This is a genomic window from Ruegeria lacuscaerulensis, from assembly GCF_013034685.1.
Lineage (GTDB): Bacteria > Pseudomonadota > Alphaproteobacteria > Rhodobacterales > Rhodobacteraceae > Ruegeria > Ruegeria lacuscaerulensis_B.
In genome coordinates, this window is record NZ_WQGO01000004.1 from 366746 (window position 1) to 382786 (window position 16041).

The window sequence follows — 16041 nt, forward strand, 5'->3', positions numbered from 1 at the left end:
AACCTAGGTGGGTTCCTTTGCGCTATCAATCACCGGCTGTGCGTCATCAGGCTCATGATTCAAGATCATCTGATGAATTTTCCGCTTTTGCAGCGGCTTGGTCAGGTAATGATCCAACCCCGCAGACAGGATACCCTGATCATCGCCCGCCATCGCATGCGCCGTCAGCGCAACGATTGGCACAGCGCGCCCGGTCTGGATCTCATGCCGCCGAATCTCACCCGTAGCCTGTTTTCCATCCATTCCGGGCATCGAGATATCCATGAAGATCAGGTCGGGGTTAAAATTCATATAAGCCTCAACCGCCTCGGCCCCGTTATTAGCGAAGCGCAGGTCAATGTTCAGCGTCTTGACCATCTTTTGCAGGATCAACTGGTTCGTCCTGTTATCCTCAGCCGCCAAGACGCGCATCAGGCGCTGATCCAAGGTGTCTGTGGCGGGCGCTGGCTCGGTTTCCTGTTGGGCGGGGGCATCCACCTTGTGTTGACCCAATGCAGTCAGGCGCGCGTAAAGCTCGGATCGCGGGATGGGTTTTTGCAAGACCCCTTCGATCAGGTGACGGGCGGGATTGGCATGTATAGTGCCGGGATTGGCAGACATGACCACAATCGGCAACTCGCCCCAGCCCCGTTCCTTCAATGTGGTGGCAAGTTCCAACCCATCCATATCCGGCAGGTCGTGGTCGCACAGCACTAGATCGACCGATGAGTCGATAGCCGCCAACGCCTCACCCCCAGAGGTGCAGACAGTGACCCGAGACCCCAGCCGCCCAAGTTGTTTGGACAAGATCGCGCGGTTGACCGCCAAATCCTCAACCACCAGCACATGGTTGAGCCTGCCTTCAAGATCAGGTGGTTCGGGCTGAGGACCTTCGGCCGTGGGAAGTGATATCCGAAACCCAAAGCACGAACCCTGCCCCGGATCGCTTTCCACCCAGATCGTTCCGCCCATCAACGTGATCAGACGCTTGGTGATAGCCAGACCCAGCCCGGTTCCTTCGAACTGGCGGTTTTTCTCATCTTCGACCTGATTAAACTCTCCAAAGATGTGGTCAATTTTCGCCTGCTCGATCCCGATGCCGGTATCTTCGATTGCCACGTGAATATCGCAGCTTTGCGCCTCGGCATTGGGGACGCCGGTGACGCGGATCAGCACATGGCCATTGGCAGTGAATTTGACAGCGTTGCCCACCAAATTGGTCAGAACTTGCCGCACCCGCCCCGGATCGCCAACAAACAGTGTGGGCAGGAACAAGTCATAGTCGACCAGCAAGGTCAGCCCCTTGTCCCGCACACCCGGTTGCAGCAACATCGCGACCTCAAGGATACAGCGTTCGAAATCGAACTGCTCGGGGTGCAGGACCAGCTTGTCAGCCTCGACCTTCGAATAGTCCAGAACATCGTTGATGATGACCAGCAACGCCTCGCCCGAATTGCGAATTGTATTGAGATAGAGCCTTTGTTCCTCATCCAAAGGTGTCTCGTCCAGCAATTCGGTCATGCCGACGATCCCGTTCATTGGGGTTCTGATCTCGTGGCTCATATTCGCCAGAAAGGCCGACTTTGCCCGATTGGCCGCTTCGGCCCGTTCTCGCGCTGATCGCAATTCAGCCTCATGCCGGACTGAAGCCGAAATATTTAGCGCTAGACTAACCACATCGCCGCCGTTGCCACGCTGATCGATGAGTTTGAAGTAGTGACCGTTCCATAGACGAATGACTTCGGGTTGCGGGTTGGCTTGCGTCCACCGTACCTTCATTCTTTCTATCCAGTCCGGGGCAGCCTCATCTCCAAGGTCGATCAGGCCCTCGGCTGTGAGAATTTCCAGAATACGGGGATAGGCAATGCCCGGCGCCACTTCTTCAATTCCGTCAAAGACGCTCAGATAGGCCGTATTGGCGCCGATCAGACGGTTATTACTGTCGAAAAACGCAAACCCGTCATGGAAGGTTTGAATCGAGTGCCACAGCCGCCGCTCGGCCACTTCAATCTTTGCATTGGCCAGTGTGAGGTCCGATTTGACCTTCTCATTCTCATCGCGGACGGTTTCAACCTCGGCCTGCGTCTCGCCAATTCGTTTGGTCAGAGCTATGGCGTGCAGGCCAAGCTTGCGGTTGGCCGCCGATAACTCGGCCTGTTTCATTTCAAGCAAGCGCTCAGCGGCAAGCCGCGCACGCCGTTCTTGTGCCAGTTTTGTTGCAAGACTCATCGTGGGCGATCCTCGGGCCATTCCGTCCCAGCATCCGGGCAGAGAGTGAAGAACTGCTTAAGCCGTTGCTTGGAAGCCAGGGCTTGTGTCAGACTTTTTGCAAACCGGAGGCTACCTATGACAAATGCACGCTATTTTTCTGCCGTCTGGCTGTTCTGCGCGGCAACGCAGCCCGCTTGGGCCGAATGCGCCACGGATGCGCAGGTTGACCGGTTTGTTCAGGATTATCTTTCCAACACGCCGACTGCGGCTCTGTCCGCCGATGGAACGATGCAAGACGCATTATGTACGCAGGCCAAAATTTCTACTGCGTTAGAGCCTTATTTGGGCCCAATCATCGGCTACAAAGCGGGTCTGACCAGCAAGCCCGCGCAGAACCGGTTTGGCGCGGATGAACCGGTGCAGGGGGTCTTGTACCGCGACATGATGGTCGCGAATGGCGCGACGGTTCCACTGAACTGGGGCGCACGCCCTGTGTTCGAGGCCGATCTGGTTCTGGTCGTGGGAGATGCTGATATCAACATGGCCACGACGCCGCTGGAGGTGATGCAAAACATATCAGCCATTCGCCCATTTATGGAACTACCGGACCTGACCCTCGCCGAAGGCGAACCGATCACGCCGATTACGTTGACTGCAATTGGGGTGGCGCCAAAATTGGGCGTTTTAGGGTCTGATATTCCTGTCTCCGACCCTGCCGCGATGTCCCAGGCCCTGCCAGATATGACCGTCACTTTGCGGGCGGCGGATGGGGAGGTGTTGGCAGAGGCTCCAGGCGCTGCAGTCATGGGGCACCCAGCCAATGCAGCGTTGTGGCTGATCTCGAAAGGGATCGAGTTTCAACCCGGCGATCTGATTTCGGTCGGCTCTTTCGGCCCGCTGGTCCCGCCTGCAAAGGGTAAAGGTGGCGCGTCGGTCAGCTATGACGGATTGCCCGGTGACCCCACAGTGAGCGTTGTGTTCGACTAATCAGCGCCGCCCTTCACGCAGCCACCCGCCGACGAGAAACCCGCCAGCCAGCAAGAGCACCAACCACGGCGGCAACAGCCCAGCCTGCGTGACGTCCCGCGTTTCATAGGCATCGCGTGGTGTCAGGCCGATCCATCCCCGTCCCGAAGCAGGGCGTCCGGCCCGCACATTTCGGATCGACGGCAAGCCCTCCTCGACCCGGATGGTGCCACCGCGCAATCCCGCCAGAATAGGGTCCAGCACTTCCGAGGTCGCGATCGTGCGCTCGAACTCTTTTGGCGCGGCGGGGCCAAGGCCGATCACCGCCGAGTGCTCACCCTCCTGCAAACGGTAGAGGCCAATCTCGGGCCCGTAATACTGCGCTTCGAACCGACCGGGCGAGACCTCGTCCAATGTCACCTCAAGCGTTTCGCCGTTGGGAAGCGTGACGGTCACGGGGCCGACCTCATCTTCAAGGGTCTGGCGAATGATGCGCATGATTTGACCGTTGGCTTCGGCCCACAGCGCCTCTTCCTCTAGCTCGGGCTCTTTCATCATCCAATGCGCCAGACGGCGCAGCAGTTCCAATTGCGGTCCGCCGCCTTCGAACCCGCGGCTCCACAGCCACGCGTGATCCGAGGCCAACATCGCCACGCGCCCCTCACCCACACGGTCCAGCACCAGCAAGGGGCGGTCGTCCACGCCGGTCATCAGCATCTCACCCCGGCGCTGGTTCACGTCGATCTGCCGCAGCCACGCGCCCCAGTTTTCAGGATCACCCAGATCGGTCGTCACCGGATGGCGCTGACCCAGATCCGTCACCATAGGGACAAAGCGTTCTTCGATCACCCGTGCAGTTGGCTGCGCCGGAAGGATTGAGGCCAAAGGCGACCGGAAAATACTATCAGCGCTGGCAAAATCCGGCCCCGCCGCGATCAGAACTGCACCACCTTCATTGATGTAGTTACTGACATTGTCCAGATAGATGGCGGGCAGGATTCCGCGCCGTTTGTAGCGATCAAAGATGATCAAGTCGAAATCGTTGATCTTTTCCAAAAACAACTCACGCGTGGGGAAGGCGATCAGCGAAAGCTCATCCACCGGCACGCCGTCCTGTTTCTCGGGTGGACGCAGGATGGTGAAATGCACCAGATCGACCGAGCTGTCGGATTTCAGCAGGTTCCGCCATGTCCGCCCGCCGGGATGCGGCTCGCCCGAGACCAGCAGCACCCGCAGGCGATCCCGAACGCCGTTCATCTGGATCAAGGCGGTATTGTTGCGATCGGTCAGCTCACCTTCGGCCTGCGGAACGGTGAATTGCAGCACATTGCGCCCGCCATGAGGCAGCGTGACGGGCAATTCCACATCTGTGCCAATGGGAATGGTGAATTGCTCGGGCTCGGCCCCGTCGACCGAGATTTCAAGCGGCGCCGTAGTGGCACCGGTAGGGGCAGCGCCGCTATCCTCGACCCGCAGGGTCAGGGTCACGGGCTCGCCGATAATGGCAAAAGCCGGGGCGTTGCGGACAATCAGGCGGCGGTCCCAGTCGCTGGAGCGCCCGGTCTGCAACAGATGCATCGGCGCTGGCAGGTCCGGGGCCTGATCCGCGTCATGCACGATCCCGTCCGAAACGACAACGATACCCGCGATCCGGGCGCGGGGTTCTTCGGCCAACGCCTCATTCAACGCGGCCATAACCTGGGTGCCCTCGTCGCCGTCGCCATCGCCGACCTTGATGCGGCGCAGCTCGGTATTGTCGCGGGATTCGATCTCATCCGCCAGGGCATCCGCCGCTTGCGCTGTTTGTTCAGCCCGGTCCGACAAGGTCTGACTGGCGCTTTCGTCTTCGATCATCAGCACGATGTCGGTCAGAGGCGCACGGTCCTCGACTTGATAAACCGGCCCGGACAGCGCCGCGATCACCACCAGCGCCGCCAGCCCACGCAAGGCCCAGCCGGACAGACCACGCCACAGGGCAACAGCCACCCCCGCCAACGCTATCGCACCTACCACTGCCAGAACGGGCCACGGGATCAGCGGATCAAAAAGTACGGTTCCCGTCATTGTCCCAACCTGTCCAGCAGAGCAGGCACATGCACCTGATCCGATTTGTAATTCCCGGTCAGCACATGCATCACCAGATTAACCCCGAAACGATTGGCCAGTTCGCGCTGCCGCTCTCCGGCATATCCGCGCCCGACGGGCAGAAGTGCCTGACCATTGCGATCCACCGCCCAGGCTGCTGCCCAGTCATTGCCACCAATCACCACCGGTGTCACATTGTCATTGAGGTTGCGGAAGGGCATCCCCTCGATCTGTTCCGCATCCAGCGGGGCGGCTTCAACCCACACATCCGCTCCGGCATGGCGACCCGGAAAATCCTGCAACAGGTAGAATGTCCGCGTCAGCACATGGTCACGCGGGATCGGCTCTAACGAAGGGATATTCAGCGGCGTAGCCAGTTGCTGTAGCTTGCGTCCATTGGGGCTGGCAGCCCCGAACCGCGCCACGTTGGAATCGCGCGTGTCAAACAGGATCATGCCACCAGAGCGCAGATAGGCGTTCAGCTTGGAATACGCCTCGACCGAGGGTTGCGGTTGATCCGGCGTGATCGGCCAGTAGAGCAGCGGGAAGAACGCCAGTTCATCACGCTCCAGATCAACGCCCACAGGCCCGGCCGGTTCCACCGACGTGCGGTAGAACAGGGTCTGCGCCAACCCGCGCATCCCGGCCTCTGCGATCTCATCCACGTCGGCATTTCCGGTCAGCACATGGGCCAACACCAGTTCAGTCGTTGCGTTCAGGGCAAATTCGGTCTCGTCGGGCGTTTGCGCCTGCACCTCGGGTGCGATCAGCACTGCGCCCAGCGCAATCGCCGCCGCGCGCGCAAGACCAAGCCGCCCCGACAACGCCAACGAGGCGATCACGTCCATGGTCAACAACAGCAGCGCAAGACTGAGCAACATGCCTCCAATCGGGGTTTCAGTGCTGATTTCCTGCCCTTTGATCGGCACATCCGAAGGCCAAGAGACCGGCGTCAGAACGGTATCTTCAGCCAAGACGTTCAACGCCAGCTTCTGTTTGCCGCTTTCATAGAGACCAGGGCGCAAGTCAGGACCGATCGTGCCCGTCACCAGATCAACCCCGTCGACACCGGCAAGATTCCCTGCATCCATCAAACCGCCAAAACCGTCCATGACTTGCACTGGCGCCCAGGTGGTGCCCTGCAACTGAGACTCTTGCCGCGACTTAGCGGCCGAGGCGACAGCCAGGCGATCCAACATTTCGACGAACAAACCGGACAGAGGCAAGCTGGACCATTCCGCATCTGCCGTTACGTGAAACAGCACCACCTGCCCCAGACCCAGCGCTTTGCGCGTGACCAGTGGCGTCCCATCCGAAAGCGATGCAATCACTCGATCCGCCAGATTAGGGTCTGGTTGTGCCATCACCTGCGTCGTAACGGAAACGTCCGACGGCACCCTTAAGCCATAAAAGGGCGAGCCTTCTGGGAAGGGGGCAAGCCCCTTGGCCTCACCCCAGCTCATCGCACCACCGACCGAGCGGCCGCCGCTGCGCAGACGTACCGGCAACAGCGTATCCTCGGCATCGCGGCCCAGATCGCTGGCAGCCATACGCGGTCCGGCAAAGCGCAACAGCAACCCTCCCTGTTCAACCCATTCGACGACCGCCTCTTGCTCGCCCGCAGACAGTTTCGCCACATCGGCCAGCACGATCACATCTGGGTTCGCGGGCAGCACATCCATCAGCCCGCCTTCGACAAAATCCGCCGTGGGGGTCAGAACCTGTGTCAGGTAGTGCAACGGCGACAACAGCTCCAGCCCTTCGCGGTTCAGGGTTCCCGCGATCAGCGCAACCTCGCGCCTGCGCAGGCTGTCATCGGTCAGGGTCATCGCGCCCGCCGAGCGCTGGCCCTGAATTTCAAACCGAGTGATCCGTGCGCGCAGCTCGGACGGCAAGGCCAGTTCGACCTGCGCCTGCGTTTCGCCACTGGCAAATTCCATCGCTGCGGATTGCAGAACGCGCATCACTCCAGCCGGGTCACGACCCTGCGCCAAAACAGTGATCTGCTGGGCTGGGCCAGGTTCGGCCCGCTGCGCTGTCAGTTGGATCAACCCGTCCTGATATGTGGCAGGCAAAAGGGCAACAACCGCTGAGGCCGCCTGATAGACCGTGACCTCACCCCGCCCTTGCAGTGCCGCTAGGATCGTTTCCTGGCCATCAAAATCGAGACGATCACTGAACCAATGCGTGTCGAAGTCCCCGTCCAACTGATCCAGCGCAGCCAGAGTCTGTTCGATCTGCACCTCGGTCGGTTGCCAGGGTGTCGGCGCCAGCCCCGGTAACCTGCCGCGCCAGTCTTCGGCGGATTGGAACACCGGTGCTTCGGGTTCGGTCAGGCTCAGGATCGCAACGGTGCGCCCGGCGCGTCCGGCCTCGGCCAGTTGTGCGTCGATCTGATCCAGCGTTGCGGACCATCGGGTGGCCCCGGCCCAGCTGGCATCCAGCACCAGCATCAGCGGACCTGACCCCGCTTGATCACGCGAGGGGTTCAGTACCGGCCCTGCAAGCCCGATGATGATCGCCGCAGCTGCCAGCATTCGCAACAGCAATAGCCACCAGGGTGTCCGATCCGAGACGCTTTCTTCATCTTTCAAGCCCAGCAGCAACGTCACCGCCGGGAACAACCGACGGATCGGCGCAGGTGGCACAGCGCGCAGGATCAGCCACAGGATCGGCAGGGTCAGCAGACCCAGCAACACCCATGGCGCGGTAAACCCGATGCCTGCCAAAATCGTCATTCAGACCCCCGATCCAACGCACGATAAAGCCACAACAGAGCCGCCTGCGCGCTGTCACCCGTGTGATGCAGCCCAAGCTGCCAGCCGGTCGCGCGGCACAACTGCGTCAGCGCATCCTTACGTTTGGCAAGCCGGTCCAGATAGCGGTCGCGCAGCTCTCCGGCTTTCAATGTCTCATGGCGGGTCGTGCCGCCGACGCTTTCGAAAATGGTCCGACCGCGATAGGGAAAACTTTCCTCGTTTGGGTCCAGAACCTGCAACAACACACCGCGCACGCCCCGGTCGGCGGCCTTGGTCAGGGCCAGCTCGACCTCATCCATCGGTCCGAGGAAATCGGAAATGAACACGGCTCGCGCATGCGGGATCATGGCGCGGTGCTCGGGCGGGGCATAGTCGGCCTCGGCATCTTCGGACCAGGCTTGCGCCAGCCGCACGATCTGTGCGTTGCCGCGCCGGGGCGGTAGGGTGGTGCCGGTCAGGCCAACACGTTCGCCACCCCTCACCAGCAGGATAGCCGTAGCTAGGCCTAGCAAGCGCGCCCGGTCCGCCTTGGTCGGGTGGTTCTTGTCAGACGCAAATCGCATCGAGGCACCCTGATCGACCCACAGCATCACCGATTGCGCAATCTGCCATTCGCGTTCGCGCACAAATTGCTGATCTCCGCGCGCCGAGCGGCGATGGTCGATCATCCGACGACTGTCCCCGATCTGGGCCGGGCGGTACTGCCAGAAATCATCACCCAGACCCGAACGCCTGCGTCCGTGATCGCCCAGCAGAACCGTTCCGGCCAGATGTTCGGCCCGCGCCAACAGGGGCGGCAGCCGGGACGCCTCGGCCTCGGATCTTTCACGAAGGGTCAGCGCGGCATTCACGCCGCAGCCTCGGTGCGGATCAACCCGGCAGCGGTGCTTTCGATCAGGTCAGCAAGGCTGTCCCCGCGCGCCCTTGCGGCAAAGTTCAATGCCATCCGGTGGCTAAGGACAGGGCGCGCCATATCCAAGACGTCTTCGGCGTTCGGGGCCAACCGCCCTTGCAGCATCGCCCGCGCCCGCACGGTCATCATCAACGCCTGCGCCGCACGTGGACCCGGCCCCCAAGCGACCGTTTCCGCCACACGTTCGGACACGCCAGCCTCATCCGGGCGGAAGGCGCGCACCAGATCGAGGATCAGCTCAACCACCGAATCTCCGACGGGCATGCGCCGCAACAGAACCTGAGCGGCCAGTAGCTCTTCTTTGGTGAAAATCTCATGCGCGTCATCTTCGTCAACGCCCGTGGTGGCCAGCAGAATGTCACGCTCGGTCTGGCGATCAGGGTATTCCACGTCGATCTGCACCAGGAAACGGTCCAACTGCGCCTCGGGTAGCGGATAGGTGCCTTCCTGCTCAATCGGGTTCTGCGTCGCCAATACGTGAAATGGCGTCCCCAGCGAGCGATCCTCGCCCGCCACCGTCACAGTGCGTTCCTGCATCGCTTGCAGCAGCGCCGATTGCGTCCGGGGGCTGGCGCGGTTGATCTCATCCGCCATCAGCAACTGGCAAAAGATCGGGCCCGAAATAAAGCGGAAATGGCGGCTGCCATCTTCGGCGGTATCCAGAACTTCGGACCCCAGAATGTCGGCAGGCATCAGGTCCGGCGTGAACTGGATGCGGTTGCCGTGCAGGCCCATCACGGTCGACAGCGTTTCGACCAGTCGCGTCTTACCCAGACCGGGCAGACCGATCAGCAACGCATGCCCGCCGCACAGCAGCGCGGTCAGGGTCAGGTCCACGACCCTCTCCTGTCCGATAAAGCGACGGGTGATCGAGGACTTGGCCTCTTGCAGTTTGGTTTCCAGCGCTTCGATCTCGGACACGAGGTCGGCAGGTTCGGTCATGACTTTCCCTTCCGTGGACTAATATGGTTGAAGTGTATCGCGCGAAAAGGAAATGGCAAAAGTAATGAGCGGACAAAAACCTGTGACACCTTCCCCTGATGGCATTGCGGCATCAGTCAATGCCGCCAAAACCAAGGGCCTACCCCCGGTTCATCTGTGGAATCCTCCGTTTTGTGGCGATCTGGACATCCATATCGCCAAAGATGGCTCTTGGACTTATCTAGGGTCGCCGATCAACCGGTTCGAGCTTGTGAAGCTTTTTTCCTCAATTCTTAAGAAGGAAGACGGGAAATATTACCTCGTTACCCCGGTCGAGAAGGTGGGAATCACTGTCGAGGACGCGCCTTTCGTGGCGGTCGATTTCGATGCGACGGGCAAGGGCACGGCGCAGACGCTATGTTTCACCACCCATGTGGGGGATGAAGCCGTCGCAGGGCCCGACCATCCAATCCGCATTGTCATCGACCCCGAATCCGAGGAACCCGCGCCCTACATCCTGATCCGCGCAAATCTTGAGGCGCGGATCGACCGCAAAAGCTTCTACCGGTTGGTCGATATCGCCGAACATAGCGACGGGTGGTTCGGCGTCTGGTCGGGCGGGCAGTTTTTTCCCCTGATCCGGTCCGAGGAGTTGCCGGATTAGACCCGACGCGCCACGCGACGGTCCTGCGCCAACAGCACGGCGATTGCCACGATCCCCGCGCCCAGCGCGCGGGTCCAGTTCCAGTCCTCACCCAGAACCAGCATGATCAACATCACGTAAAACGGCGCAATGTTGATGTGGAACGCGGCCAGCGCCACGCCGATTTTGCCAACGGATGCGATGAAAAAGACCTGACTCAGCCCCATTGAGATCAGCGCATACATCACAAGCATACCCATCTGTTGCATATCGACCGGCGCTGTCGGTGCAACGCTGACACCCATTTGCGCGGCGCAGAAAAACAGAACCGAGGCCGTTACCAGCCCGCCGACAAAAGTGATCGTACTGCGCCCTGTCTGGCTAAGCGCCGGGAAATCCCGCGCCGTCGCCATACTGGCCCAGCAAAACAGGGCCGTGGACGCAATGGCGCAGGCCGCACCCAAACCCAATTGCGCCGGGGCCAGCGCGCTGGTTGCAATCAGCCCGCCGATGATCGACACGACCACGCCCAGCGCAAAATTCCACCGCAAGCGCCGCGTACCTGTCGCCAGTTCCAGCAGAGTTGCAAACAAGGGCGCGCCGGACGCAATAATCGCAACCGTCACCGGGTCAGTCAGCTTTTGCGCCAGAATGATCAGGAACATCCCCGACCCCAGCGCAGCGCCGACAAACATCGCGTGCCCCCAACGCGCGCGCAACACCCGCGCGGGCCCATCCATCAACACCCAGACCGGCACCATCACCAGCACTGCCAACGCCAACCGCGCCACCAGCAACGTAATCGGAGGCCAAGTTTGCAGCAAAACCTCGGCCGCAGGAAACCCGGCTGCCCATGTCAGCATGGACGCCACTGCCAGGCCATTGCCGGATACAGCCGAGCGGCGCCCCGCAGACACAGAAAGAGTGTTCCCGCGCACGGGGTCAGGGCTCATCGCCATGGTGTCAGACCTTCTGTTGGAACGGTGGCCGAAAATGATCCACCGTGATGGCTGAAGGCTGGCTGATTCGAGCCGATGGTTCTGGCCGGTTTTCGACAAACTGTCGTTTTCAGTCTCTTTCGTTGAAATCGCCCCAAGGCTAAGGTCCGGCCAGCATCACGTGGGACCTCTTATGCCGAAATTCGCCGCCAACATCTCGCTGCTCTTTACCGAGCTGCCCTATCTCGACCGGTTTCAGGCCGCGGCGGAGGCCGGGTTTCAGGCAGTCGAGATCCTGTTTCCCTATGAGCTGGCTGCCAAGGAAACCCGCCGCGCCCTGCTGGCCAACGGGCTGGACCTGGTGCTGATCAACGCCCCTCCGCCCAACTACACCGGTGGCGAGCCAGGCTATGCTGCGGTCCCAGGTGGCGAAGCGCGGTTTCAGTCCGATATTCGCCGCGTCATTCGCTACGCCGATGTTTTGAAACCAGGGCTGATCCATATCATGTCGGGGTATTGCGCGGGACCAGATGCACTAAAAACCATGGTTGAGAACCTGAAATGGGCCGCCGATTTCGCCCCCAAACAGCACTTTACGATCGAGCCGCTGAACCCTGTCTCACAACCCAACTACTTCCTGAACGATTATGATCTGGCTGCCGAAGTTCTGGCCTTGGTGGACCGCCCCAATATCGGCCTGCAATATGACAGCTTCCACGCTCATATGATCCACGGTGACGCGCTGGACGTCTGGCACCGCTTTCACCACATTGTCACCCATGCTCAGATCGGTGCCGCCCCAGACCGGTCCGAGCCCGGACGCGGGCCAACAGACTTTGCTGCGCTTTTCGAGACCTTTGACGAAATGGGCTATTCCGGCTGGGTCAGTGCCGAATATACCCCCTCAACGGCGCAAACTTTCAACAGTCTGGACTGGGTAGAGTTCTGATATCTGGCCTTTTCAAAAAAAATCGCGCAGACATCACCACAATGACTTGAAGGAACTGTGATGATCCCTGCCCGCTTTTCGCGCATTGTGTTCTGTCTGATCATGTCGGGGCTGATGTCCTGCATCGTCACAGGCATTGCCACTGTCAAGGCCATAGGATTTGGGCCCACCACATTCGGCGATTGGATGTCTGCTTGGGGGTTTTGCTGGCCCATCGCCTTTACGGTCATCTTTATCCTGGGACCCACCGTACAACGGTTGGTGAACCGACTGGTCAAGACGCAAGATTGACCCGCTGCGAAGAGGGCCCGCCGGGCCTGATGAGCAGCGCTTCTTAGTGCGCCTCGGCCCAATTCGCGCCTTGCCCTGCATCCACGCTTAGCTTCACGTCCAGCTTCACCGCGGGGTCCGATGCCCCCTCCATCACATCGCGCGCCACACGAATCACCTGATCCACTGCATCCTCAGCCACTTCGAACAGCAATTCGTCATGCACCTGCAATAGCATCTTGGCAGGCAGCCCGTTGATCGCATCCGGCATCCGCACCATCGCGCGCCGGATCACATCTGCTGCCGTGCCCTGAATCGGCGCGTTGATCGCCGCCCGACGCGAGAACCCGGCATGCGGCCCCTTGGCATTGATCTCAGGCGTATGGATTTTGCGGCCGAACAGCGTCTGCACGTAGCCGTTCTCTTTCGCAAAAGCGATGGTGTCGTCCATATATGTCCGTATACCCGGAAAGCGTTCGAAATAGCGGTCAATGAACCCCTGCGCCTCGGACCGAGGAATGCGCAGATTGCGCGCCAAACCAAAGCCTGAAATCCCGTATATCACACCAAAATTGATCGCCTTAGCCTGGCGGCGGATTTCAGGTGTCATCTCATCCAGCGGCACGTCAAACATCTCGGAGGCGGTCATGGCGTGAATGTCCAACCCATCCGAAAACGCCTGTTTCAGGGTCGAAATGTCAGCGATATGAGCCAAAATCCGCAATTCAATCTGGCTATAATCGAGGCTAACCATCACATTGCCCGGCTCGGCAATAAACGCCTCACGAATGCGACGCCCTTCTTCGGTGCGCACCGGGATGTTCTGCAGGTTCGGATCGGTCGAGGCCAGACGCCCGGTATTCGCCCCCGTGATCGAATAAGATGTATGCACCCGGCCTGAATCCGGGTTGATATGGGTCTGCAGCGCGTCCGTATAGGTCGATTTCAGCTTGGAAAGCTGCCGCCAGTCCAACACCCGGCGGGGCAGTTCGTGTTCGGTGGCGAGGTCTTCCAGAATGTCAGCCCCGGTCGAATACTTCCCAGTCTTGCCTTTCTTACCGCCCTCAAGCCCCATCTTGTCGAACAGGATCTCACCCAGTTGCGCGGGCGAGCCGACGTTGAAATTCTCACCGGCCAATTCGTGGATTTCAGCCTCTAGCCCGGCCATTTTTTGCGCAAAGGCGTTGGACATGCGGGACAGCACATCGCGGTCCACTTTGATGCCGTGCATCTCCATTTCTTTGAGAACCGGCACCAGAGGACGCTCCAGCGTTTCATACACCGTTGTCACCTGCACCTGATGCAGTTGCGGCTTGAACAGCTTCCACAGACGCAGCGTGATATCCGCATCCTCAGCGGCATAGGCAGTGGCCTCGTCAATCGGCACCTTGTCGAAAGTGATTGCGGATTTGCCGGACCCCAGCAGCGGTTTGATCGGAATGGGCGTGTGGTTCAGGTAACGCTCGGACAGCGTATCCATCCCATGCCCGTGTTCGCCGCCATGCATGGCGTAAGACATCAGCATCGTGTCGTCGATTGGCGCCACGTCCACGCCATAGCGCGCGAAAATCTTGGCGTCGTATTTCATGTTCTGGCCGATTTTCAGGATCGAGGCGTCCTGAAGCATCGGTTTGAGCAAAGTTAGAGCCTCATCCAGCTGCATCTGCCCCTCGGCCAGCGCGTCTGAGCCGAACAAGTCATCCGATGCCCCATCGCGGTGAGTCAGCGGGATGTAACAGGCCGAACCCGCCTCAACACTTAGCGAAACACCCACCATATCGGCGATCATTTCGTTCAATCCGGTGGTCTCGGTATCGACGGCCACCCAGCCGGTCTGATAAGCGCGGTCGATCCACGCCTGCAGCGCGGTTGCATCGCGCACGCATTCGTATTTCGAGGCGTCGAAAGAGATATCCTCAGCCTCGGTCACAACTTCGGGCGCAGGCGCATCAGCAATCACCGGGGCCTCGGCCCCCAGCTTGTCGGCAATTCGCTTGGTGAGGGTGCGGAACTCCATATCCGCCAAGAACCCCAGCAGGGTCTCAGCGTCGGGGTCCTGAACCTCAAGATCATCCAGCGTGAAATCCAGCGGGGTGTTTTCGTCCAACTGCACCAGTTTTTTCGACAGCTCAATCTGGTCGCGCTTTTCGATCAGGGTCTGGCGGCGTTTGGGCTGTTTGATCTCTTCCGCGCGGTCCAGCAGGGTTTCCAGATCACCGTATTCATTGATCAACAGGGCCGCCGTTTTCACCCCAATCCCCGGCGCACCGGGTACGTTATCGACAGAATCCCCCGCAAGCGCCTGCACATCCACCACCCGTTCAGGCCCCACGCCGAACTTCTCAACCACGCCGTCGCGGTCGATACGCTTGTTCTTCATCGCGTCCAGCATTTCGACGCCGCCGCCCACCAGCTGCATCAGGTCTTTGTCCGAGCTGACAATGGTCACGCGCCCGCCTGCCTCACGCGCCTGGACGGCCAGCGTGGCGATGATATCGTCGGCTTCATAGCCTTCCAACTCTTTGCAGGCGATGTTGAAAGCGCGGGTCGCTTCGCGAGTCAGGGGCATCTGGGGGCGCAGGTCCTCGGGCATGGCCTCGCGGTTGGCCTTGTAGAGGTCATAGAGATCATTGCGGAACGTGTGCGAGCCCTTGTCAAAGATCACCGCCACGTGGGTCGGCGCATCCGGTCCCGCGTTCCCTTCGACATATTTCTGCAGCATGTTGCAGAAGCCCGATACAGCGCCGATGGGCAGCCCATCGGATTTGCGCGTCAGCGGGGGAAGCGCGTGATAGGCCCGAAAAATAAAGGCTGATCCGTCGATCAGATGCAGATGACACCCTTTTCCGAAATTGCTCATGCGCGCTCTCCCTGTCGGTCAGGGATCGTTCTGCCACAGGGGCAGACGGGTGACCAGTCAGGAACGTGCCCTAACTCCCAAAGAGGCCGCTGAAAAAGTCCGAAAAACTATGCACCAGAGCCATTATGACCAGCACACCGAGGAACGCAAAAAACGCAAAGGCGAAAAACTGAAACAGAATGGCACCAACACCGATAACCATTCCGGCGATGGCCGGGCGACGCCTTTCGTGACGCAGAAGGCCAATGACCGAAACAACAATCGCCAGCCCGCCAAGCATCGCCACACCGACTTGCAAAAAATCATCCAGATCGCGGGTTCGGGCTACAGGTTCGGGTTGCTCTGCCCCCGTGGCGGCACGCAGGGTCGATTTCCCGATCTCGGCCGCCAGTTCGCCAAGCGTGACGCCTGTAGATTGCTGAGGCGCAAACGGTCCCGCCCAAAACACAAACAAGGCGGCGAACAACGCCAAAGCAGCGAAACAGAATCCGACCCAGCCAAAAACCGGGCTTGCGCTGTCCGTTTGAGCAATCTCAGTCATCACACT

At 60.1% G+C, this 16041-nt stretch carries 12 protein-coding genes; 4 read left to right on the plus strand and 8 right to left on the minus strand.

Going from position 1 to position 16041, the window contains the following annotated elements; all coding sequences use genetic code 11:
• Positions 1-3 precede the first annotated feature (3 nt).
• The gene (locus GOV80_RS12975) at positions 4-2208 is read right to left on the minus strand and encodes a response regulator (protein ID WP_170785264.1); all 2205 of its coding nucleotides are present in this window, start codon (positions 2206-2208) and stop codon (positions 4-6) included.
• Positions 2209-2325: 117 nt separating this feature from the next.
• On the opposite strand from GOV80_RS12975, the gene GOV80_RS12980 reads away from it, so the two are divergent.
• Positions 2326-3177 carry a 2-keto-4-pentenoate hydratase gene (locus tag GOV80_RS12980; RefSeq protein ID WP_170785266.1) on the plus strand — a complete coding sequence of 284 codons (852 nt, stop codon included), beginning with the start codon at positions 2326-2328 and terminating at the stop codon, positions 3175-3177.
• Here GOV80_RS12980 and GOV80_RS12985 read toward each other — a convergent pair whose 3' ends face one another.
• The 4 genes from GOV80_RS12985 to GOV80_RS13000 are packed head-to-tail and all read right to left on the minus strand — an operon-like array spanning position 3178 to position 9855.
• Positions 3178-5220, minus strand: coding sequence for a DUF7408 domain-containing protein (locus GOV80_RS12985; RefSeq protein WP_170785268.1), 2043 nt, complete (start codon positions 5218-5220; stop codon positions 3178-3180).
• The gene (locus GOV80_RS12990) at positions 5217-7979 is read right to left on the minus strand and encodes a DUF4159 domain-containing protein (RefSeq protein ID WP_170785270.1); all 2763 of its coding nucleotides are present in this window, start codon (positions 7977-7979) and stop codon (positions 5217-5219) included. The genes GOV80_RS12985 and GOV80_RS12990 overlap by 4 nt, the downstream gene beginning before the upstream one ends.
• On the minus strand, positions 7976-8851 hold the full coding sequence (locus tag GOV80_RS12995; RefSeq protein ID WP_170785272.1) for a DUF58 domain-containing protein: 876 nt from the start codon (positions 8849-8851) through the stop codon (positions 7976-7978). Before GOV80_RS12995 ends, GOV80_RS12990 begins: the two co-directional genes overlap by 4 nt.
• Positions 8848-9855 carry an AAA family ATPase gene (locus tag GOV80_RS13000; protein ID WP_170785274.1) on the minus strand — a complete coding sequence of 336 codons (1008 nt, stop codon included), beginning with the start codon at positions 9853-9855 and terminating at the stop codon, positions 8848-8850. Before GOV80_RS13000 ends, GOV80_RS12995 begins: the two co-directional genes overlap by 4 nt.
• A 64-nt stretch (positions 9856-9919) precedes the next feature.
• Between GOV80_RS13000 and GOV80_RS13005 the strand changes: the two genes are divergently transcribed.
• The gene (locus GOV80_RS13005) at positions 9920-10498 is read left to right on the plus strand and encodes a DUF1285 domain-containing protein (protein WP_170785275.1); all 579 of its coding nucleotides are present in this window, start codon (positions 9920-9922) and stop codon (positions 10496-10498) included.
• On the opposite strand, the gene GOV80_RS13010 is transcribed toward GOV80_RS13005, so the two are convergent.
• Entirely contained in the window at positions 10495-11436 is a 942-nt protein-coding gene (locus tag GOV80_RS13010) for a DMT family transporter (RefSeq protein ID WP_237215817.1), read from the minus strand. The two genes, GOV80_RS13005 and GOV80_RS13010, sit on opposite strands and share 4 nt — an antisense overlap.
• Before the next feature lie 172 nt (positions 11437-11608).
• Here GOV80_RS13010 and GOV80_RS13015 point away from each other — a divergent pair, with 172 nt between their 5' ends.
• Positions 11609-12364, plus strand: a complete 756-nt coding sequence (locus GOV80_RS13015) for a hydroxypyruvate isomerase family protein (protein WP_170785277.1) — start codon at positions 11609-11611, stop codon at positions 12362-12364.
• A gap of 60 nt (positions 12365-12424) precedes the next feature.
• The gene (locus GOV80_RS13020) at positions 12425-12655 is read left to right on the plus strand and encodes a DUF2798 domain-containing protein (RefSeq protein WP_170772971.1); all 231 of its coding nucleotides are present in this window, start codon (positions 12425-12427) and stop codon (positions 12653-12655) included.
• Between the two features lie 43 nt (positions 12656-12698).
• Here the strand turns inward: GOV80_RS13020 and polA are convergent, their stop codons facing one another.
• Both polA and GOV80_RS13030 read right to left on the minus strand, forming a co-directional pair.
• Complete coding sequence (gene polA / locus GOV80_RS13025; protein ID WP_170785279.1) at positions 12699-15494, minus strand: DNA polymerase I; 2796 nt, start codon at positions 15492-15494, stop codon at positions 12699-12701.
• 70 nt (positions 15495-15564) lie between these two features.
• Positions 15565-16035: a hypothetical protein gene (locus tag GOV80_RS13030; RefSeq protein WP_170785281.1), complete on the minus strand. Its 471-nt coding sequence runs from the start codon at positions 16033-16035 to the stop codon at positions 15565-15567.
• Positions 16036-16041 lie beyond the last annotated feature (6 nt).

Coding starts and splice junctions, on each gene's coding strand:
- GOV80_RS12975 (WP_170785264.1), bottom strand. CDS start 2,208: ATGAGTCTTGCAACAAAACTGGCACAAGAACGGCGTGCGCGGCTTGCC.
- GOV80_RS12980 (WP_170785266.1), top strand. CDS start 2,326: ATGACAAATGCACGCTATTTTTCTGCCGTCTGGCTGTTCTGCGCGGCA.
- GOV80_RS12985 (WP_170785268.1), bottom strand. CDS start 5,220: ATGACGGGAACCGTACTTTTTGATCCGCTGATCCCGTGGCCCGTTCTG.
- GOV80_RS12990 (WP_170785270.1), bottom strand. CDS start 7,979: ATGACGATTTTGGCAGGCATCGGGTTTACCGCGCCATGGGTGTTGCTG.
- GOV80_RS13000 (WP_170785274.1), bottom strand. CDS start 9,855: ATGACCGAACCTGCCGACCTCGTGTCCGAGATCGAAGCGCTGGAAACC.
- GOV80_RS13005 (WP_170785275.1), top strand. CDS start 9,920: ATGAGCGGACAAAAACCTGTGACACCTTCCCCTGATGGCATTGCGGCA.
- GOV80_RS13010 (WP_237215817.1), bottom strand. CDS start 11,436: ATGGCGATGAGCCCTGACCCCGTGCGCGGGAACACTCTTTCTGTGTCT.
- GOV80_RS13015 (WP_170785277.1), top strand. CDS start 11,609: ATGCCGAAATTCGCCGCCAACATCTCGCTGCTCTTTACCGAGCTGCCC.
- GOV80_RS13020 (WP_170772971.1), top strand. CDS start 12,425: ATGATCCCTGCCCGCTTTTCGCGCATTGTGTTCTGTCTGATCATGTCG.
- polA (WP_170785279.1), bottom strand. CDS start 15,494: ATGAGCAATTTCGGAAAAGGGTGTCATCTGCATCTGATCGACGGATCA.
- GOV80_RS13030 (WP_170785281.1), bottom strand. CDS start 16,035: ATGACTGAGATTGCTCAAACGGACAGCGCAAGCCCGGTTTTTGGCTGG.